Source organism: Streptomyces sp. NPDC052042, from assembly GCF_044548345.1.
In the GTDB taxonomy this organism is placed as follows: Bacteria; Actinomycetota; Actinomycetes; order Streptomycetales; family Streptomycetaceae; genus Streptomyces.
In genome coordinates this window covers 38,581-57,414 of the sequence record NZ_JBIUBU010000001.1, presented here as the reverse complement: position 1 = coordinate 57,414, position 18,834 = coordinate 38,581, and the positions used below count along the sequence as shown (strand labels likewise).

The following is an 18,834-nucleotide window of genomic DNA, read 5'->3' as shown; positions in this document are numbered from 1 at the left end:
CGTCACAGCGATCGACGCACGGCTGCCAGGCATGGCGACATGTCCTCACTCAGGGTCCGCGCCCTGGTTCGACGTGACCGGCGACGAGAGTCTCCTGGCTCCCGGATCCGCGGCTTCCCCCGGCCTTCCAGCTCGCTCGCGCGTGCCGTGACTTCCCGGTGTGGGGGACCGCTCCCCGGTGACAGTGGCGGGACCGCGCCGGATTCGCACCGGCTTCCTCTGCTGTCGCCGTAAATGGCTCCGGCAGTCCACCACGCTCCGCGAAGGCCCGTCAACTTGCCGTTGACCTGCGGCGGCGCAATGTGCTGAGGCCCACAACCGCACCGGCGCACCACGACGGGCCGGACGCACGGCATGCGTCCGGCCCGTCGGAGGAGCGCGGAAAGGGGAGGAGGCGGGGCTCAGACGACGATCAGATAGATCCCGTACGCGACCGCCGCGGCGCACAGCGCGAAGCAGGCGTATGCGCCCGCACGCGCCAGCGGCCGTGACGCGCCGGAGCCTCCCGAACCGCCCTCCGCCGCCGGCTGCTTGGCGAGCCCGATGATGCCCAGGGTGAAGAGACCCACCAGCGCGACGGTGACGACGAGGGACACACCGAAGACGGAGCCGAGGGCTGCCCAGTCGATTTTCATGCTGATTCCTTAGACGGTCTGCGGACGGTCCGCGCGATCGGCGAGGCCGGTACGAGGGAAGGCCGCTCGGGCTGTGGCCGGTGAACCCTGCCGGTCACGGCACTAGACGGTGGCGGGGCGCGCCGGGTCCTGGGCGGTGACCGCCGGGGCCGGGGGCACGGGTGCGGCCGGGATGACGGTCATGAGGTCCTGCGTCGAGGCGGTGGCCGCGAGGGTGGGCGGCGGGCTGACGGCGGCGATGGCCGTGGTGACGACGCCCGCGGGCTCGGCGGCGCTCTGCGGCGGGGCGACGTCGTCGTGGCCGACCGGCTTGCGCCGCGACACCAGCCAGATCGAGCCGGAGCCCGCGACCAGCAGCGCGGCGACGAGGACGATGCCCCAGGTGCCCTGCTTGGTCAGGAACTCGGCACCCGCGCCGACCAGGCCCGCGGCGGGCAGCGTCAGTCCCCAGGCGACGAACATCCGGGTGGCGGTGGACCAGCGGACCACGCCGCCCTGGCGGCCGAGCCCCGCGCCCATCACGGCGCCGGAGCAGGACTGGGTGGTGGAGAGGGAGAAACCGAGGTGCGAGGAGGCCAGGATGACCGTGGCCGCACTGGTCTGGGCGGCGAAACCCTGAGGCGGGCGGAGGTCGGTGAGGCCGGTGCCCATGGTGCGGATGATCCGCCAGCCGCCCAGGTAGGTGCCGAGCGCGATGGCCGCACCGGCGGACACGATGACCCAGACCGGAGGGTTGGCGCCGGGGCGCAGCACACCGCTCGTGATCAGGGCCAGGGTGATGATGCCCATGGTCTTCTGCGCGTCGTTGGTGCCGTGGGCGAGGGAGACCAGCCCGGCCGAGGCGATCTGACCGGCGCGGTAGCCCTTGGCGGCGGTCTTCTCCTGGGCCTCGTCGCGGATGTTCCTGCCGATCCGGTACGTCAGCCGGGTGGCCAGCAGCGCCGCCAGACCGGCGACGATCGGGGCGGCGATCGCGGGGATCAGCACCTTGGTGACGACCGTGCCGCCGTTGACCGACGACCAGCCGACCGACATGACCGCGGCGCCTATCAGACCGCCGAACAGGGCGTGCGAGGAACTGGACGGCAGGCCGACCAGCCACGTCAGCAGATTCCACAGGATGGCGCCGACGAGCGCCGCGAAGATGACCTCCGTCCGCAGACCGTCCTCGTTGATGATCCCGCCGGAGATCGTCTTGGCGACCTCCACGGACAGGAACGCACCGACGAGATTGAGAACGGCGGACATGGCCACCGCGGTCTTCGGTCTGAGTGCGCCGGTGGAGATGGTGGTTGCCATCGCGTTGGCGGTGTCATGGAAACCGTTCGTGAAGTCGAACACTAGAGCTGTCGCGATCACTATCGCGAGGAGCAGCGTGATGTGTTCCATTTACCCAGGCAATCGTTCGACGGCATTGGCAGGTGGACGGTAAGCAACGTTGGTGAACAGGAGATGAACTGGATGGGGCGTCACGGTGTCGCGGCAAAGCGCTCCCAAAGGCGCGTTCCGGCCGCCCCGTAGCCCCCTCGCGCCCCGACGTCACTGTCCGTGATTCCTCGGCTCGGCCCTGTGTACGCACGCCCCGGCGGGCCGACAGGATCGCCGCGTGAGCGATCACCAGCGGGACGCGATCGAACGGGCGTGGGCGGGAGTCGTCGCCACCGCCCACAGGACGGCGGCCGACGGGCTCGTCGTCGGCACGTCGGGCAACGTCTCGGCCAGGGTCGGCGACACGATCCTGGTCACCCTGGTCCCCGAGGTCCCGCCGATCCACTACGCCGCCGCCGTGCTCGGCGGGCCGGTGCGGGTCGCGGCCTACGCGCGTTACGGAACCGACGAGCTGGCCGTGAACATGCTCGACGCACTGCGCGACCGCACCGGCTGCCTGCTCCAGAACCACGGCACCGTCACCCACGGCACCACCCTGGACGAGGCGTACGACCGGACCGCCCAGCTCGAATGGCTCTGCCGGCTCCGGCTCGCCGCGAGTTCCGTGCCCGGACGCTCCCCGAACCTGCTCTCCCCGGCCCAGCTGGACGACGTACGGGAGGCATTGAAGGGGTACGGGCAACCGCGCTGACCCCGCTCCGCCGCCGGTGGGCGGCCCGTTCCGTTTCCACCCGCCCCCGCCGTACCGCGGGGCGGGACGTCCGGATCTCGCCCACGGGCCGTTCGGTCCCTGACGCGCCACTGTCCGGTCCGTTCCGCCCTCCCGCCGTCACCCGGACGGCCCCGTCCGGGTGGCAAGGGGGTGAGCCGCCCCACCAGACTGGAGCGGTGCGCCCGGCAACAGTCACGGCAGCAGCCGTCACCACGATCCTCGGCCTCGGTGCGGCGGCGGTCGCGGCCGGCCGGTACGCCGGCGACGCCGCTCTCAGGGCGCCGTCGGGACGGCCGCTCCCCGCGGACCGGGGGCTCACCGTGCACGCCACGGCAGCCGGCCGGGTCACCCTCACCCGCTCCCTCACCTCCCTGCGGCCCGGTACGTACGGACTGGTGGGCGACGGCCTGCACGCCGTCGTCGGCCCGGTGGTCGAGCACGCCCACCACGCCCCCGACACCGTCGTCCGCAGGCTGGAACGCGTCGACCGGGGCACCCTGGAGACCGGTGTCAAGGTCCGGATCACGCCCCAGCTGCACAGCGGGAACCCCTCCTCGGCGCTCGGCCTCGACCACGAGGAGGTCGAGATTCCCGGCGAACTCGGAACCCTGCCGGCCTGGTTCGTGCCCGGTCCCCGCGACACCTGGGTCATCACCGTGCACGGTCTCGGCACCACCCGGGAACACCCCATGAACCTGATGGGGTTCCTGTACGACCTGCGCCTGCCCGTCCTCGATCTGGCCTACCGCGGGGACCCCGGCGCCCCGCGCTCCCCGGACGGCCTCGCCCACCTCGGCGAGTCCGAATGGCGCGACCTGGACGCCGCGATCCGCTTCGCCGTCCGGTACGGGGCGGAGAAGGTCATCCTGCACGGCTGGTCCACCGGCGCCTCCATGGCGCTGCACGCGGCCGTCGGCTCCGCGCTCCGGGACCGGATCAGCGGCCTTGTGCTCGACTCCCCGGTACTGGACTGGGCGGCCACGCTCCGCGCCCTGGCCACCGCCCGGGGCGTCCCGGCCGCCCTGCTGCCGCTCGCCGTCCGCGCCGCCCAGGGACAGACCGGACTGCAGGGCGCCCGCCTCCTGGACGGCTCCCTCGCGTCGTCCCTGCGCGCCCCGACGCTGATCTTCCACGGACCGGACGACACCCTGGCCCCCTGGCAGCCGTCCCGCGACCTCGCCGCCCGCCGCCCGGAACTGATCGCCCTGCGCACCGTTCCGCAGGCTCCGCATGGGGCGATGTGGAACGCCGATCCGACCCACTACGAGGAGACCCTGCGCCGCTTCCTCACGCCCCTCATGTGAGCCGATGCGCGGGATGGGGCGATTGGTTCCCGACCCCGTCCCCCATGCCGTCCACCGCGAATTCGGGTTCCGTTTGGGCTTTCGGGCCGTCAGGGGCAAGACTGCTCTTCGTGACGTCCCGTACCCCGCGCGACTCCAGGCTCCGACTTGTCCGCCCACGACCCCTCGCCACCGCTCGCAAGGCCGTGACCACCCGGCGCACCAGGCCGGCGCCCCGCCCCCCGGAGGGCACCCCGCCCCGGTCCGAACTGGCCCGCCAGGCGAGGGCCGTTCTCGCCGACGCCGTGCGGATCGCCCGCTGGGCGGCCGACGGCGCGATCCCGGGCGCCCCGCCCCCGGTCGCCCAGGCACTCGAAGGGGCCGCGACGGCCTTGGAGCTCTCCCCGGCCCAGGTGCGCTCCGGCTGGGACCGGGCCCGCCTCGCCGGCCTCGTGGAACTCCACGGCGGCACCGCGCGCCCCGGGTGGCGGCTGCGCGCCTGGGACCGCGACGACTCCGCCGTACTGCGCGGCTGGGTGGCGCTGTTCGACGCCTGGTCCCTCGTCCACCCGGCCCCCGACGGCATCGAGGTCACCGCGGTCGCCGAGACCGTCGAGGCGGTGCCCCAGGTGCTCTCCCTCCTCCAGCTCTCGGCCGGCCCGGTCGCCGTGCCCGCCCTCCTGGACCTCCTCGAACAGCGTGTCGCGGAACTCCACGAGGAGCGCTGCGAGGTGCCGTACGGGCCGTCGCCCGAGCCGGCCGGACCGGGCCCCGCCGCACATCCGGCCGCCCTGGTCGCCCGGCTCCTGGACTGGGCCCTGGAAGGACTGGCCGCCGTCGGGGCGCTCACCCTCGGCGCCGGGCACGCCACCCTCACCCCGCTCGGCAACTGGGCGGTCTGGGTCAAGCTGGAGCAGATCTGCGTCGCAGCCCAGAGCCCCGCCGGAAACATCGAGCAGTCCGCCGCCGACATGCTGCACGGCTGCGCCCGGCTCACCCCCGGCCCGGCCCGCGACGAATACCGCGCCTGGCTCGCCGCCCGGCCCGTCGGCAGCGCCGTCGCCGAACTCCTCACCGTCGCCCGCGGCGAGGACGCCCTGCTGCGCGGGCTCGCCTTCGAGGCGCTCCGGGTCGTCGGCGCACCCGCCGAGCCAGAGGTCCGCTCGGTTCTCGCCGACTCCTCACTGCGCCCCTACGCGCTGCTGTGGCTCGCCGAGTTCGAGGGCGCCGACCCCGAAGACGCCCAGGACGCCCTCAGCCGCGAGGAGGCCACCTGGCTCTGGGTCGACACCGCGGCGGCGGTCGCCGACCACGGCGAGACCGGGCTGCTGGTGCGCCACCTCGACTCGGCTGTCCAGGGCACCGTGCCCGCGCTTCTCGACGAGGTACGGGCTGTCGGCCATCCGCGTACCGTGCAGGTGCTGGTGGCACTGGCCGCCGCCCATCCGGACCCGGCCCTGGCCAAGGCGGTGCGCCGGGCCGCGTTCCAGGTGCACACCGGCGGCGTGTGACGCGGACGGCCTCCCCGTCCGCCGGGGAGGCCGCTCCTCCGGAAGGAGACCCGGGGGAGGCGCCGCTCAACGGAGGAAGCCGCCCGGAGGGGACACCGCTCGACGGAGGGCGTCGGCCACCGGGCGGACCGCTCGGCGAGCGGACCGGCCACCGGGGGCACCGCTCACCGGAAGGTGTCGCACGCCTTCATGTCGCCGCTGCGGTAGCCCGTCGTGAACCACTCCTGCCGCTGCGCGGACGAGCCGTGCGTCCAGGATTCCGGAGTGACCCGCCCCTGGAACTTCTCCTGGATCCGGTCGTCACCGACCGCCGCCGCCGCGTCGAGCCCGTCCCGGATGTCCGTCTGCGTCAGCGACGTGATCAACGGCCGCCCGGTCCGCTTGTCCGGCGTGCTCGTCGCGTGGTGCGCCCAGACCCCCGCGTAGCAGTCCGCCTGCAGCTCAACCCGGACCGAGTTGCTGTCCGCGCCGGTGCGTCCGTCCTGCGTCCGGCCCAGAGTCCCGGCCAGGTTCTGCACATGGTGTCCGTACTCGTGGGCGACGACGTACGCCTGGGAGAACGGGCCGCCGCTGGAGCCGAACTTCGTCCGCAGCTCCTCGAAGAAGCCCAGGTCCAGATAGACCTTCTGGTCGGCCGGGCAGTAGAACGGCCCGACCGCCGAGGTCGCGGAGCCGCACGCGGTGTTCACCCGGTCGGTGAACAGTGTCGTCCGCGCCTTGCTGTACCGCTCGCCCTGCCTCTGGAACTCCTGGGTCCAGAAGTCCTGCAGGCTGTTGACCACCGCGACCGTCCGGCAGTCGTCCCTGGTGTTCGCGTCCTGCCCGGTCCGGCAGGACTGCTCCACCTGCGCCGGCGAGGACGCGGTCGCCGTCGTCCCCGAATCGCCGGACGACAGCCCGAGCTGATCGGGGCGGATGCCCAGGAACAGTCCCACCACCAGCACGATGAGGCCGACGACGCCGCCCCCCACGGTGGCTGCGCCTCCCGGGATGCGGCTGCCGCGCACGTCCTGGACTTCGGACGTGTCCAGATCGGCGTCGTCGTCGAACTGCATGTGATGCCACCCTCCGCTCCGGCCGTGGTACTCCGACCGCCTCCGCAGAGTATTGGGGAGACCACCCGTGAATGACCAACGGGACCGTCCGGCGCGCTGGGCGGCACGGGCCGGGACGCGGGAGGGGCGGCCCCGGCAGGCGCGGCAAACCAGTTGCGTACCGCCAGTAGAATGAGCCGCATGGCAATTCTCCTTGTGCATTAGCGGCGTCGAGTCGTGAGTCCGTAACCACCCGTCCGCCGCCCACCACCCGCCCTGGAGTCTTACCGTGATCACCGCTTCCGGCATCGAGCTGCGTGCCGGCGCCCGCATCCTCATTGAGTCCGCTTCCTTCCGCGTCGCCAAGGGCGACCGCATCGGCCTCGTCGGCCGCAACGGAGCGGGCAAGACCACTCTCACCAAGTGCCTCGCGGGCGAGGGCGCCCCGGTCGGCGGCACCATCACCCGCTCCGGAGAGGTCGGCTACCTCCCGCAGGACCCGCGCACCGGCGACCTCGACGTGCTCGCCCGCGACCGCATCCTCTCCGCCCGCGGCCTCGACCTGATCCTGCGCAGGATGCGGGAGAACGAGGACCGGATGGCGAACGGCAAGGGCGCCACCCGCGAGAAGGCGATGAAGAAGTACGAGCGCCTGGAGACGGAGTTCCTCACCAAGGGCGGTTACGCCGCCGAGGCCGAGGCCTCCACCATCGCCGCCGCGCTCAGCCTGCCCGACCGGGTGCTCGGGCAGCCGCTCCACACGCTCTCCGGCGGTCAGCGGCGCCGCGTGGAGCTGGCTCGCATCCTGTTCTCGGACGCCGACATCCTGCTGCTCGACGAGCCGACGAACCACCTCGACGCCGACTCGATCGTCTGGCTGCGCGACTACCTCAAGAACTACCGCGGCGGCTTCATCGTGATCTCCCACGACGTCGAGCTCGTCGAGACCGTCGTCAACAAGGTCTTCTACCTCGACGCCAACCGCTCGATGATCGACGTCTACAACATGGGCTGGAAGCTCTACCAGCAGCAGCGCGAGGCCGACGAGAAGCGCCGCAGGCGCGAGCGGCAGAACGCCGAGAAGAAGGCCGCGGCCCTCAACGCGCAGGCCGACAAGATGCGCGCCAAGGCGACCAAGACCGTGGCCGCGCAGAACATGGCCAAGCGCGCCGAGCGGCTGCTGTCCGGCCTGGACGCGGTACGGGTCGCCGACAAGGTCGCCAAGCTGCGCTTCCCCGAGCCCGCGCCGTGCGGCAAGACACCTCTGATGGCGGAGGGCCTGTCCAAGTCGTACGGCTCCCTGGAGATCTTCACCGATGTGAACCTCGCCATCGACAAGGGTTCCCGGGTTGTCATCCTCGGCCTCAACGGCGCGGGCAAGACCACGCTGCTGCGGCTCCTCGGCGGCGCCGAGAAGCCCGACACCGGCCAGGTCGTCGAGGGCCACGGACTCAAGCTCGGCTACTACGCCCAGGAGCACGAGACCCTCGACCCGGAGCGCACGGTCCTGGAGAACATGCGCTCGGCAGCCCCCGACCTCGATCTCGTCGAGGTCCGCAAGGTCCTGGGCTCCTTCCTCTTCTCCGGCGACGACGTCGACAAGCCCGCGGGCGTGCTCTCCGGTGGCGAGAAGACCCGTCTCGCGCTGGCCACGCTGGTGGTGTCCTCCGCCAACGTGCTGCTCCTGGACGAGCCGACGAACAACCTCGACCCGGCCAGCCGTGAGGAGATCCTCGGCGCGCTGCGCACGTACAAGGGCGCCGTCGTCCTCGTCACGCACGACGAGGGAGCGGTCGAGGCCCTCCAGCCGGAGCGCATCATCCTGCTGCCGGACGGGATCGAGGACCTGTGGGGAGCGGACTACCAGGACCTGGTCGCGCTGGCCTGATCCGCGGTGGGCCGCCGGTGCGGCCCCGCTCCACACCGTCTGGACCATTCGGCTCATGTGTGATCCGTCATCTGTGTGAGGACGTCTCGTACCGCGTCCGCGGCGGCTCGGCCGACTGCTGCGCGGTACACCCATTTGGGGGTACGACCCCCGTGTGGCCCTGACCTGGCTGTTCCGTTCCGGACCCGGCCCCGCCCGTCTCCACAGCCCTGCGGAATGCAGGATTCCGAACATGTCGGGCCCTTTCCCCGCGCGGAATCCGGTTGCGTGGACCTTGTCGAATGGGTGGCCAGGAAGCCCCCGAGGGGTGATCATGAGAGTCCAGAGCGCACTTCCCATGAGGAGGCACGGGTGGCCGAGACTCTGAAGAAGGGCAGCCGGGTGACCGGCGCCGCGCGTGACAAGCTCGCGGCAGACCTGAAGAAGAAGTACGACTCCGGTGCGAGCATCCGGGCGTTGGCCGAAGAGACCGGCCGCTCCTACGGATTCGTCCACCGGATGCTCAGTGAGTCCGGAGTCACGCTGCGTGGACGCGGCGGGGCGACACGAGGCAAGAAGGCCACCACGGCTTGAGGGCTTCGACGGATCGGGGCAGGTCGTCCGGACCCGCCCCGGGTTCACCGGCTTCGGCGGTGGCCACCCGGTCGATGGGGTTGTCGGTCGGGTGGTTACTGTTCAGTCACTTAGCTCGACATGCTGCTCGGCAAGTCGACTGACCGATCCGGAGGCCTCATGACCTCGCTCGACTCCGTGCTCGACAAGGACGGCGTACGACTCACCGTCGACGACGCGGTCGCCACGGTGACCCTCACCAATCCGGCCAAGCGCAACGCCCAGTCTCCCGCTCTGTGGCGGGCGTTGGCGCAGGCCGGGCGGGCGCTGCCCGGCTCGGTGCGGGTCGTCGTGCTCCGTGGAGAGGGTAAGTCGTTCTCCGCGGGTCTCGACCGCAAGGCGTTCACTCCCGAGGGATTCGAGGGCGAGCCGTCCTTCCTCGACATGGCGCGCGGTACGGACGCCGAGCTCGACGCGACCATCGCCAAGTACCAGGAAGCGTTCACCTGGTGGCGCCGCAACGACATCGTGTCGATCGCGGCGGTCCAGGGGCACGCCATCGGAGCCGGCTTCCAGCTCGCCCTCGCCTGCGATCTGCGGATCGTCGCGGAGGACGTGCAGTTCGCCATGCGCGAGACCAGTCTGGGCCTGGTGCCCGACCTCACCGGTACCCACCCCCTGGTGCATCTGGTGGGATACGCCCGGGCGCTGGAGATCTGTGCCACGGGCCGCTTCGTGCACGCCGAGGAGGCCGAACGCACCGGCCTGGTCAATCTGGTGGTCCCCCTCGGCGAGCTGGACGCCGCCGCCCGCGACCTGGCCGCCGCGCTGCTGGCCGCCCCGCGCGACGCGGTGGTGGAGACCAAGGCGCTCCTGGGCGGAGCCGTGTCCCGGGGTTACGAGGAGCAGCGCACCGCCGAACGCGCCGCACAGGGCCGCCGCCTGCGCGACCTGGCGGGCATCACCGACTGATCACCGCGGCCTGCCTGCCGTACCGTCGCGAGGGCCGGGCTCTCCGCCCGCCCGGCGGTACGGCAGGCCCGCCGTCCCCGACCGCCCGCGGACCATCAGGAGCCGGTACGAGCGGTTCTCCGCGCCGCGCGCACCGCCACCGTCGTGACCGGCCTCGTCACCGAGATCCGGACCGGCGCCGGCACCGCCACCCGCTCGGCGCTCCGGGCGCCGTCCGAGGGGCCGTCCCACGCAGGCGGCCGGCCAGGAGCGCCGCGCCGCCGAACGGCCGCCCTCCATCCGGTCGTCCCCGCACGGGCCCCGGCCGCCCTCATGGTCCCGGCCCCGCGCAGCCACGGCGCGCGACCGGGCAAACACCCCTAATGTGGGCAAAAGACGTCTCATCCGCCCCTGAAGGGAAGAGTGGCGATGACCGACATCAGCCAGCGGGCCCATCCCGAGAGCCCCGACAAGGAACCGAGCGCGTTCACCAGACGTGGCGGGGGAGCCCCCGCCACCCGCGGGCGCACGACCATCGCGGACGGTGTCGTCGAGAAGATCGCGGGCATGGCGGCGCGGGACGTGGTCGGCGTCCACGCCATGGGCGGCGGGCTCTCCCGCACGTTCGGGGCGGTGCGCGACCGGGTGCCCGGTGGCGGCAGGTCCGCCACCCGCGGTGTGAAGGCGGAGGTCGGTGAGTCGCAGACCGCGCTCGACCTGGAGATCGTCGTCGAATACGGCGTGGCGATCGTCGATGTCGCCCGCGACGTGCGGGAGAACGTCATCGCGGCGGTCGAGCGGATGACCGGCCTGGAGGTCGTCGAGGTCAACATCGCGGTGAGCGACGTGAAGCTGCCCGACGAGCCGGACGAGCAGCCCGAACCACGTCTCCAGTAGTGGTCCGAGACCCGGTGGACATCCGCGGCGTGGCCGGGACCACCCGGGGCGGCCGAGGGAGTTGAGGAGCGCGCGATGAGCACGGCGATGATCGGCATGGTGGCCGGCATGGCGCTCGGATTCGCCGGGTACTTCGGTGGATTCGGGGCGTTCTTGCTGGTGGCGGCCCTGGGAGCGGTCGGCTTCGTCGTCGGCCGGTTCCTGGAGGGCGATCTGGAACCCGGTGAATTCCTCCGCGGTCGCGAGCACGGCGGCCGACGGCGGTGACGGCGATGCCGGGGGCGGGCGCGCCGGTGGCCGCCGGTGAGCGCGGAGAGACCACGATCGCCGACCGGGTCGTGGCGAAGACCGCCGCGCAGGCCGCGAAGGAGGCCATCGCCGGACCACCGGGGGAAGGCGCCTCACCGCGCGCCACGGTCACGGTGCACAGGGGCGCCGCCCGGGTGCGGATCAGTCTGGAACTCGGCTACCCCACGGACATCGGCCGCCGGTGCGCCGCTGTGCGCGGGCGTGTAGTGGAGCGGGTGAGGGCGTTGACGGGGATGGAGGTGCCGGAGGCCGCCGTACGGGTCGAGCGCCTGCGCCCGGTGGTGGGCGGCACGGCCGGGGGAAACGGGACCGGGACCGGGCCCCGCGACCTGCGGTACGGCGCCGGGGGCCCGCTCGCCGACCGCACCGGCACCGAGGAAGACGTGCCCGGACCCGGCCGGGCCGCCTCGTCCGCCTCGTCCGCCCCGTACGATCCGGGGACCGCGCGGCGCGGGCGCCGCCCCCGGGCCGGCCGCTTCTGGTCCGCGCGGCGCGTCCCGGCGACGCTGCTCGCCCTGGTGGTGCTCGGCGCCGCGGGGCCGGCGCTCTACGACATGGCGGCGGTGCGGGCGGGCCGGCCGGCGATGCGATGGCGTCGCGTACTGGCCCGCGAACTCGTGGACCGGCCGCTGCACGACGCGTGGGTGCTGACCGGTGCGGCGGTCGCCGTGGCGATCGGCCTGTGGCTGCTGCTGCTCGCCCTCACCCCCGGACTGCGCGGCCTGTTGCCGATGCGCCCGGGACGCTCCGGCGTACGGGCCGGTCTCGACCGCTCGGCGGCGGCCCTGGTCCTGCGCGACCGGGCCGTCGAGGTGTCCGGGGTGCGCTCGGCGCGGGTCCGGGTGGGCCGCGGGAAGGTGCGCGTGCGCGCGTTCTCGCACTTCCGGGACCTTGAGGACGTACGGGCCGATCTGGACACCGTCCTCGACACCGGCATCAGGGAACTGGGGCTGGCCAGGACGCCGCGCGTGAGCCTGCGCGTCCGCCGCCCCGGGAGAAAGGGGTGAACCGGTTGCTCAGGACCGTCAACCGGGTACTGCTCGGTCTGGCCGGGCTGGTGCTGATCTGCGGCGGCGGCGCGGCGCTCGCCGCCGGGCTCGATCTGTCCGTACCGTCCTGGTGGCCGTGGAACGGCGGGAACGACGTGCTGCTCGGTGCGGCCGGCCGGGATCGCCTGCGCGACGTGGGGCGGTGGTGGCCGGCGGTGATCGCGACCCTCGCCGTCGTGGTCGTCCTCGCGCTGTGGTGGCTGCTGGCCCAGGCGCGCCGCACCCGCCTCGCCGAGGTGCTGGTGGACTGCGGCGAAGGCGAGGGGGCACTGGTGCGCGGCCGGGCCCTGGAGGAGGCGCTCGCCGACGAGGCGGCGGCCCTGGACGGGGTGGCCCGCGCCCACGTCGTGCTGACCGGCCGTCGCGAGGCGCCGCGCGCCGCGGTGCGGCTCGTGATGGAACCGCACGCGGCACCGGACGAGGCTCTCGACCGGCTCGCCGAGAAGACACTGGCCCGTGCGCGGGACTCGGCGGGGCTGGCCGCCCTGCCGGCCGAGGTACGGCTCGGGGCGGTCGGGCACCCCGCGGAAAGGGTGGGCTGACGACCGCCGGGGCCGCGGGGCACCGGGACTCCCGGCCGGGCGGGCCGGTCGGCATCCGTGCCGGTGGCCGCCGCCGACCGGTGCGGCCTCGGGTCGGTCCGAGGTCGCCGTGGACCGGCTGCGCCACATCCGTCAGAACCCGTGCCGGAAGCCGCCGTCGACCGGAAGCATCACTCCCGTCAGATAGGACGCCGCGGGAGAGAGCAGGAACGCCGCGGTCCGGCCGAACTCCTCCGGGGTTCCGTACCGGCGCAGCGGGATGAGCACCGAGCCGGCGGCGCGGGCTGCCTCCGCGTCCCCGGACAGGGCGTCGAGTTCACGGACCCGGTCGGTGTCGATCCGGCCCGGCAGCACACCCACCACCCGGATTCCCCGGGGGCCGAGTTCGTCGGCGAGGGACTTGGCGAAACCGGCCAGGCCGGGGCGCAGCCCATTGGAGATCGTCAGCCCGGCGATCGGCTCGTGCACCGAACCGGAGAGCACGAACCCGATGACACCGCCCTCGCCGAGGGAGGCCGCCGCGGCCCTGGCGAGACGGACCGCGCCCAGGAACACCGACTCGAAGGCCGACTGCCACTGCTCGTCGGTGTTGTCGGCGACGAAGCCGGGCGGCGGACCACCCACGCTGATGAGGACGCCGTCCAAGCGCCCGAACCGTTCCCGCGCGGCGTCCATCAGGCGCTGCGCAGCGGCGGGATCGGCATTGTCGGCGGTGAGCCCGACCGCGCCCGGCCCCAGTTCCGCGGCGGCTGCCTCGACACGCCTTTCGTCCCGGCCGGTGATGACCACCCGGGCGCCGTCCTCGGCCAGGGCTCGCGCCGCGGCGTTGCCCAGCCCCCGGCTCGCTCCGGTGACGAGGTACACCCGGTCCTTCAATCCAAGATCCATGGCCCTATCCTGCCGGGTCGGGCTCCATGGCGTCCGTCGCCATCGTGTCCTCGCCGGCCAGTGCCATGGCGGTGCCCACCAGCCCGATGTGACTGAACGCCTGGGGGAAGTTGCCGGTCTGCCGGTGCGCGATGGTGTCGTACTCCTCGGCGAGCAGCCCCACGTCGTTGCGGAGGTTCAGCAGACGCTCGAAGAGGTCCTTGGCCTCGTCGGCCCGTCCGGTCATCGTCAGCGCGTCGGCCAGCCAGAACGAGCACGCCAGGAACGCCCCCTCGCGGCCGGGCAGCCCGTCGATCGAGGATCCGTCCGTGCTGTAGCGGCGCACCAGGCAGTCGCTGCCCAGCTCACGCCGTACCGCGTCGACCGTGCCGATCACCCGGGGGTCGTCCGGCAGCAGGAAACCGGTCCGGGGGATCAGCAGGGTCGCGGCGTCCAGGTTCCGGGAGCCGTAGGACTGGGTGAAGGTGTTGCGCACCGGATCGAAGCCCTTCTCGCACACCTCCCGGTGCACGGCGTCCCGCATCGCCCGCCACCGGTTCGCGTCCCCGGCCAGTGCCGGGTTCTTCTCCAGGGTGCGCACGGCGCGGTCGGCGGCGACCCACGCCATCACCTTGGAGTGCACGAAGTGGCGGCGCTGGCCGCGGATCTCCCACAGACCCTCATCGGGCTCGCGCCAGGTGGACTCCAGGAAGCCGAGCAGGCTCAGCTGGAGGTTCCAGGCATGCGGCTTGTCGTCCATACCCGCCTCGCGGGCGAGCCGCAGGGAGTCGATGACCTCGCCGTACACGTCGAGCTGGCGCTGCCGGACGGCGGCGTTGCCGATCCGCACCGGGGTGGAGTTCTCGTACCCGCGCAGCCATGGCAGCTCCGCCTCGGGCAGTCGGCGTTCGCCCGACAGTCCGTACATGATCTGGAGGTCGGCCGGATCCCCGGCGACGGCCCGCAGCAGCCAGTCCCGCCAGGCCGCGGCCTCCTCCAGGTAGCCGGCCGAGATGAGGGCGCCGAGGGTCAGCGTCGAGTCCCGCAGCCAACAGAAGCGGTAGTCCCAGTTCCGTACGCCGCCGATCTCCTCGGGCAGCGAGGTGGTGGGGGCCGCCACGATGCCGCCCGTCGGACCGTAGGTGAGTGCCTTCAGCGTGATCAGCGAGCGGATCACCGCCTCCCGGTACGGGCCGCGGTACCGGCAGGTCGCCGACCACTCGGTCCAGTCGGCGAGGGTGTTCGTCAACGCCTCGAACGGGTCGACGAGGCCGGGGCGGGGGGAGTGCGAGGGGTGCCAGGTCAGGACGAACGCGACCCGCTCGCCCGCGGCGACGGTGAACGACGAGCAGGTGGAGAACTGCTGGCCCCAGGTCTTGACCGGCGGCTCACTGCGCAGCCAGACCGAGTCGGGGCCGGCGACGGCCACCCGTTGCCCGTCCGCACGGCGCATCCACGGCACGACCGAGCCGAAGTCGAAGCGCAGCCGGATCACCGAACTCATCTCGACTTTGCCGCTGACGCCCTCGATGATCCGCATGACCTCGGGTTCCTGGTCGCGCTGCGGCATGAAGTCGATGACCTTGACCGTGCCGGTGCGGGTCTCCCAGGAGGTCTCCAGGACGAGCGATTCACCTGCGTAGCGGCGCCGGGTGCAGGTGTCGGCCCCTCTCGGCGCGATCCGCCAGTGGCCGTTCTCCTCGTCGCCGAGCAGGGCCGCGAAACAGGCGCCCGAATCGAAGCGGGGCAGACAGAGCCAGTCGACGGAGCCGTTCCTGCCGACCAGGGCGGCCGTCTGCAGATCGCCGATCAGGGCATAGTCCTCGATGCGTGGGGTCACGTTCTGGCGTGTTCCCGGACATGGGCCCCGTTAAGCAGTTCCGTCCCAGGAGCGGCGCCGCGGGCCCGCGCGCGGGCGTTCCGGCATACCCGGACGGTCCGTGTCCAGCGGCCGGGCCCCCGGAGGACCCGCGTTCCGGTGGTCGGGCAGTCGGGCGTCCGGCCGGGTACCGGGTCAGGCCGTGGCGGGTTCCGGCTGCTCCGGTTCCGACGCCGAGGGCTCCTCGGCGGCCTTGGCCGCGGCAAGGACCCGGTCGAGCTTCTCCCGGCGGGCGAGGATCACGAAACCGACCGGGACGGCCGCGGCGAACAGCCACCACTGCACGGCGTACGCCATGTGCGGGCCGATCGAGCCGTCGTCGGGGGCCTCGATCAGTTCGGGGGAGCCGCCGGACGGCTCGGGCGAGATCTGCTCGATGTAGCCGCCGAGCACCGGCCGGGACAGCCTCTTGGCCTCCTGGGCACTGTTGATCAGCATGACCTGGCGGTCGGGCAGGTCCGAGATGTCTTTGATGCCGCTGCTGCTGGTCGTCTCGTCGGCCTTGAGCCGTCCGGTGACGGCCACCTCCCCCTTGGGCGGGGGCGGAACGTCGGGGTAGGCGCTCTGGCTGGCGGCCGCGGGGACCCAGCCCCGGTTGACCAGGATCGTTCCGCCGCCCTTGAGGTCGAACGGGGTCAGCACATGCACGCCGACCCGGTCCTCGGTGGAGGTCCTGCGGCGCACGACCACCTCGTGCGCGGTGTCGTACGTGCCGGTGGCCGTCACCGTGCGCCAGTAGTCGGAGCGCGGGACCGTGTGCCCCGGCGAGGTGAGCGAGGCGACCGGGACGGGGGCCGCCTTCAGGTTGCGGGAGACCAGGGAGTTCTGCGCGACCCTGTGCTCGTGCCGGTGCAGCTGCCAGAAACCCAGCTCGGTCATCGTGGGGATCAGCACGAGGACGAGGAGGGCCAGGAGCAGCCACTGCCGGGTCAACAGGAAGCGGTACACCCCACGACCGTACAACTGCGTCATGGGGTGCATCGCGCAGGGGTGGGGGAAGGAGAACGGACGGAACGGGAGGGGAGGGACGGACAGAACGGGAGAGGAGGAGCGGACTGCCGGTGATCAGACCCTGTCGATGATGCCGACCCTCCCCTCGGCGCGGGAGCAGTGGCCGCCGCAGTACCAGTGCCCGTCGACCTCGACGCCCTGGCCGATGATCTGGACCCGGCAGTGTTCACAGATGGGCGCCATGCGGTGAATGGCGCATGCGAAGCAGTCGAAGACGTGCACCGCGCCCTGCGCGTGCACCTCGAACGACATGCCGTACTCGTTTCCGCAGACCTCACAACGTGCCATGCGCCACAGGGTCGGACGCGGGGGCGGCGGCGGGCGAGCGGCGGGCGGGCGAGTCGCCCCCGGTTCACTCCGATGACGGCGCGTCCGTCCGCGGCGGCGCCGGGACCACGTCGCGCAGCAGATGGGTGAACGCGCTCTCGTCCAGGATCGGCGTGCCGAACGACTTGGCCTTCACCGTCTTCGACGTCGCCGAGTCCGGATCGTTGGTCACGAGCAGACTCGTCAGGCGGGACACGCTCGTCGCCACGTGCAGCCCGGCCTCCACGGCACGGTCTTCCAGCAGTTCCCGGTCTATCGACGTGTCCCCGGAGAACGCCACTCGCATGCCCTGCATGAGCGGCTTGTCGTTTTCGTAGCGCCCGGGGTTGGGGTACGGGCATGCCGGGCGCTTGCGCGAGGGGCGCCAACTGCTGCGCCCGTACGAGGGCTGGTAGCCGATCCGCGGTGTGACCGGGGAGTCCGACCACTCGGTCAGCGGGCGGCACTCCAGCAACGGCAGCCGCACCCCGTCGCGCGCCGCCGCGTGCAGACTCGGCCGGAACGCCTCGGCCAGCACCCGGGCGTCGTCCAGCGCGTGGTGGGCGCGCTGCTGCACGACTCCGAAGTGCGCGGCCAGGGACTCCAGCTTGTGGTTGGGCAGCGGCAGCCGCAGTTCCTTGGCGAGCGCGATGGTGCACAAGCGCTGCTCGACGGGGGCGGTGACCGAGGCGCGCGCGTACTCCCGGGCCAGCATCGACCAGTCGAAGGCCGCGTTGTGCGCGACCAGCACCCGGCCCGTGAGCCGTTCGGAGAGCTCGGCGGCGATGTCCGGGAAGAGCGGGGCGCCTTCGAGGACATCACTGGTCAGTCCGTGGATCCAGACGGGGCCGGGATCGCGCTGCGGATTGACCAGGGTGTACCAGTGGTCCACGACGTCGCCCCGCGCGTCCAGCCGGTAGACGGCGGCGGAGACTATCCGGTCGTCCCGGGCGAGTCCGGTGGTCTCCACGTCGACGACCGCGTACCCCCCGGGGTACGCGGTCGGCCACGGTGCTGCGGTCTGGCGGTCGTCGAGCATGGTCACAGAGAATACGGGCCGCGACTGACAGTCTCCTATTCCGGCCGTGCCCCGCCGACGGGGTCCGGGCCGCCCACCGGGCCCGCGTTCAGGCATTCCTCCGTCGTCCGCACACCGGTTCCGGTGCGCGGGGCAGGGCCCCGCCCGCCAGGGAACCGCGCGGTCTTCCGCGGCGGCGGGCCGAGAAGATGCGCGATCGGGGCCGCGCGGGGTGAGACCATCCCCCGATGACGGATACCCAGGCGCATGACGAACCGCACGGCAACGGACTCGGTGCGCGGCTGAACTGGCTGCGAGCCGCCGTCCTCGGCGCCAACGACGGCGTCGTCTCCACGGCGGGACTGGTCGTCGGCGTGGCCGGTGCCACCGGTGACCGGGGCACCCTGCTCACCGCGGGACTGGCCGGACTGCTGGCCGGTTCCATGTCCATGGCGGCGGGCGAGTACGTATCGGTTTCCACCCAGCGTGACTCGGAACGGGCCGCGCTGGCCACGGAGAAGGTCGAGCTCGCGCAGGCCCCCGAGGCGGAACTGGTCGAACTCACGGGCCTGTTGGAGGAGAAGGGACTGAGCCATGAGGTCGCCCGCGAAGCCGCCCTCCAGCTCACCGCCCGCGACGCGCTGCGCGCCCACGCGGAGGTGGAGCTCGGCATCAACCCGGACGAGCTGACGAACCCCTGGCATGCGGCGGGCGCAAGCTTCCTGGCCTTCACGGTGGGCGCGCTGCTGCCGCTGCTGGCGATCGTGCTGCCGCCGGCCTCGGTGCGGCTGCTCGTGACCGTGCTCTCGGTGCTGGCGGCGCTGGCGCTGACGGGCTGGTGGAGCGCCCGCCTGGGCGACGCGGCGCCATGGCCGGCGGTGGTGCGGAACATGGGCGGGGGAGCACTGGCGATGGCGGTCACCTACGCGGCGGGGAACCTGCTGGGCACGGTGGGGGTGTAGGCAGCAGTGTGCCGGCTGAGGCCGGCGGGGGAGGGGCCT

Annotated in this window: 19 protein-coding genes and 1 riboswitch; of the genes, 11 read left to right on the top strand and 8 right to left on the bottom strand. The window is 72.7% G+C overall.

From position 1 onward, the window contains the following. Window positions 1-87 precede the first annotated feature (87 nt). Window positions 88-221, bottom strand: a riboswitch (cobalamin riboswitch). Between the two features lie 180 nt (window positions 222-401). Next, window positions 402-635, bottom strand: a complete 234-nt coding sequence (locus tag ACIHCL_RS00275) for a hypothetical protein (RefSeq protein ID WP_399855062.1) — start codon at window positions 633-635, stop codon at window positions 402-404. Window positions 636-737: 102 nt separating this feature from the next. Beyond that, window positions 738-2,024, bottom strand: a complete 1,287-nt coding sequence (locus tag ACIHCL_RS00270; RefSeq protein WP_399855059.1) for an anion permease — start codon at window positions 2,022-2,024, stop codon at window positions 738-740. Between the two features lie 217 nt (window positions 2,025-2,241). Here ACIHCL_RS00270 and ACIHCL_RS00265 point away from each other — a divergent pair, with 217 nt between their 5' ends. The 3 genes from ACIHCL_RS00265 to ACIHCL_RS00255 all read left to right on the top strand — a co-directional run bounded on the left by ACIHCL_RS00265 (window position 2,242) and on the right by ACIHCL_RS00255 (window position 5,530). After that, complete coding sequence (locus ACIHCL_RS00265; protein ID WP_399855057.1) at window positions 2,242-2,715, top strand: class II aldolase/adducin family protein; 474 nt, start codon at window positions 2,242-2,244, stop codon at window positions 2,713-2,715. 197 nt (window positions 2,716-2,912) lie between these two features. Then, complete coding sequence (locus ACIHCL_RS00260) at window positions 2,913-4,040, top strand: alpha/beta hydrolase (protein ID WP_399855053.1); 1,128 nt, start codon at window positions 2,913-2,915, stop codon at window positions 4,038-4,040. A gap of 185 nt (window positions 4,041-4,225) precedes the next feature. Then, window positions 4,226-5,530, top strand: a complete 1,305-nt coding sequence (locus tag ACIHCL_RS00255; protein ID WP_399857048.1) for a hypothetical protein — start codon at window positions 4,226-4,228, stop codon at window positions 5,528-5,530. A gap of 164 nt (window positions 5,531-5,694) precedes the next feature. On the opposite strand, the gene ACIHCL_RS00250 is transcribed toward ACIHCL_RS00255, so the two are convergent. Beyond that, window positions 5,695-6,585 (bottom strand): neutral zinc metallopeptidase, encoded by an 891-nt coding sequence (locus tag ACIHCL_RS00250; RefSeq protein WP_399855049.1) that lies wholly within the window; start codon window positions 6,583-6,585, stop codon window positions 5,695-5,697. Window positions 6,586-6,853: 268 nt separating this feature from the next. Here ACIHCL_RS00250 and abc-f point away from each other — a divergent pair, with 268 nt between their 5' ends. The 7 genes from abc-f to amaP all read left to right on the top strand — a co-directional run bounded on the left by abc-f (window position 6,854) and on the right by amaP (window position 12,752). Continuing rightward, a complete protein-coding gene (abc-f, locus tag ACIHCL_RS00245) occupies window positions 6,854-8,452 on the top strand; it encodes a ribosomal protection-like ABC-F family protein (protein ID WP_399855045.1) in 1,599 nt (532 codons plus the stop codon). Between the two features lie 351 nt (window positions 8,453-8,803). After that, entirely contained in the window at window positions 8,804-9,025 is a 222-nt protein-coding gene (locus ACIHCL_RS00240) for a helix-turn-helix domain-containing protein (RefSeq protein WP_010987827.1), read from the top strand. A gap of 159 nt (window positions 9,026-9,184) precedes the next feature. Beyond that, window positions 9,185-9,976, top strand: coding sequence for an enoyl-CoA hydratase/isomerase family protein (locus tag ACIHCL_RS00235; RefSeq protein WP_399855041.1), 792 nt, complete (start codon window positions 9,185-9,187; stop codon window positions 9,974-9,976). Window positions 9,977-10,384: 408 nt separating this feature from the next. Continuing rightward, on the top strand, window positions 10,385-10,852 hold the full coding sequence (locus ACIHCL_RS00230) for an Asp23/Gls24 family envelope stress response protein (RefSeq protein WP_399855038.1): 468 nt from the start codon (window positions 10,385-10,387) through the stop codon (window positions 10,850-10,852). 75 nt (window positions 10,853-10,927) lie between these two features. Next, window positions 10,928-11,119: a hypothetical protein gene (locus ACIHCL_RS00225; protein WP_399855035.1), complete on the top strand. Its 192-nt coding sequence runs from the start codon at window positions 10,928-10,930 to the stop codon at window positions 11,117-11,119. A gap of 275 nt (window positions 11,120-11,394) precedes the next feature. Further along, the gene (locus ACIHCL_RS00220) at window positions 11,395-12,168 is read left to right on the top strand and encodes a DUF6286 domain-containing protein (RefSeq protein WP_399857047.1); all 774 of its coding nucleotides are present in this window, start codon (window positions 11,395-11,397) and stop codon (window positions 12,166-12,168) included. Beyond that, a complete protein-coding gene (gene amaP / locus ACIHCL_RS00215) occupies window positions 12,165-12,752 on the top strand; it encodes an alkaline shock response membrane anchor protein AmaP (RefSeq protein WP_399855032.1) in 588 nt (195 codons plus the stop codon). Before ACIHCL_RS00220 ends, amaP begins: the two co-directional genes overlap by 4 nt. Window positions 12,753-12,884: 132 nt before the next feature. Here amaP and ACIHCL_RS00210 read toward each other — a convergent pair whose 3' ends face one another. The 5 genes from ACIHCL_RS00210 to ACIHCL_RS00190 form a co-directional block, all read right to left on the bottom strand. After that, window positions 12,885-13,640, bottom strand: a complete 756-nt coding sequence (locus tag ACIHCL_RS00210; protein ID WP_399855030.1) for an SDR family oxidoreductase — start codon at window positions 13,638-13,640, stop codon at window positions 12,885-12,887. A 4-nt stretch (window positions 13,641-13,644) separates the two neighbouring features. Then, window positions 13,645-15,459, bottom strand: a complete 1,815-nt coding sequence (locus tag ACIHCL_RS00205) for a glycoside hydrolase family 15 protein (RefSeq protein ID WP_399855028.1) — start codon at window positions 15,457-15,459, stop codon at window positions 13,645-13,647. 174 nt (window positions 15,460-15,633) lie between these two features. After that, window positions 15,634-16,446: an SURF1 family protein gene (locus tag ACIHCL_RS00200; protein WP_399857045.1), complete on the bottom strand. Its 813-nt coding sequence runs from the start codon at window positions 16,444-16,446 to the stop codon at window positions 15,634-15,636. Window positions 16,447-16,563: 117 nt separating this feature from the next. Beyond that, a complete protein-coding gene (locus tag ACIHCL_RS00195; RefSeq protein WP_399855026.1) occupies window positions 16,564-16,797 on the bottom strand; it encodes a hypothetical protein in 234 nt (77 codons plus the stop codon). A 64-nt stretch (window positions 16,798-16,861) separates the two neighbouring features. Next, window positions 16,862-17,860 (bottom strand): DEDDh family exonuclease, encoded by a 999-nt coding sequence (locus tag ACIHCL_RS00190; protein WP_399855023.1) that lies wholly within the window; start codon window positions 17,858-17,860, stop codon window positions 16,862-16,864. Window positions 17,861-18,081: 221 nt separating this feature from the next. Here ACIHCL_RS00190 and ACIHCL_RS00185 point away from each other — a divergent pair, with 221 nt between their 5' ends. Next, complete coding sequence (locus ACIHCL_RS00185) at window positions 18,082-18,795, top strand: VIT family protein (RefSeq protein WP_399855021.1); 714 nt, start codon at window positions 18,082-18,084, stop codon at window positions 18,793-18,795. The last annotated feature ends 39 nt before the right edge of the window (window positions 18,796-18,834 follow it).

Excerpts from the sequence above, each read along its gene's own strand:
- ACIHCL_RS00195 (WP_399855026.1), bottom strand. The coding sequence starts at position 16,797 with ATGGCACGTTGTGAGGTCTGCGGAAACGAGTACGGCATGTCGTTCGAG.
- ACIHCL_RS00185 (WP_399855021.1), top strand. The coding sequence starts at position 18,082 with ATGACGGATACCCAGGCGCATGACGAACCGCACGGCAACGGACTCGGT.
- ACIHCL_RS00220 (WP_399857047.1), top strand. The coding sequence starts at position 11,395 with ATGGAGGTGCCGGAGGCCGCCGTACGGGTCGAGCGCCTGCGCCCGGTG.
- ACIHCL_RS00270 (WP_399855059.1), bottom strand. The coding sequence starts at position 2,024 with ATGGAACACATCACGCTGCTCCTCGCGATAGTGATCGCGACAGCTCTA.
- ACIHCL_RS00275 (WP_399855062.1), bottom strand. The coding sequence starts at position 635 with ATGAAAATCGACTGGGCAGCCCTCGGCTCCGTCTTCGGTGTGTCCCTC.
- ACIHCL_RS00225 (WP_399855035.1), top strand. The coding sequence starts at position 10,928 with ATGAGCACGGCGATGATCGGCATGGTGGCCGGCATGGCGCTCGGATTC.
- ACIHCL_RS00230 (WP_399855038.1), top strand. The coding sequence starts at position 10,385 with ATGACCGACATCAGCCAGCGGGCCCATCCCGAGAGCCCCGACAAGGAA.
- ACIHCL_RS00235 (WP_399855041.1), top strand. The coding sequence starts at position 9,185 with ATGACCTCGCTCGACTCCGTGCTCGACAAGGACGGCGTACGACTCACC.
- ACIHCL_RS00250 (WP_399855049.1), bottom strand. The coding sequence starts at position 6,585 with ATGCAGTTCGACGACGACGCCGATCTGGACACGTCCGAAGTCCAGGAC.
- ACIHCL_RS00210 (WP_399855030.1), bottom strand. The coding sequence starts at position 13,640 with ATGGATCTTGGATTGAAGGACCGGGTGTACCTCGTCACCGGAGCGAGC.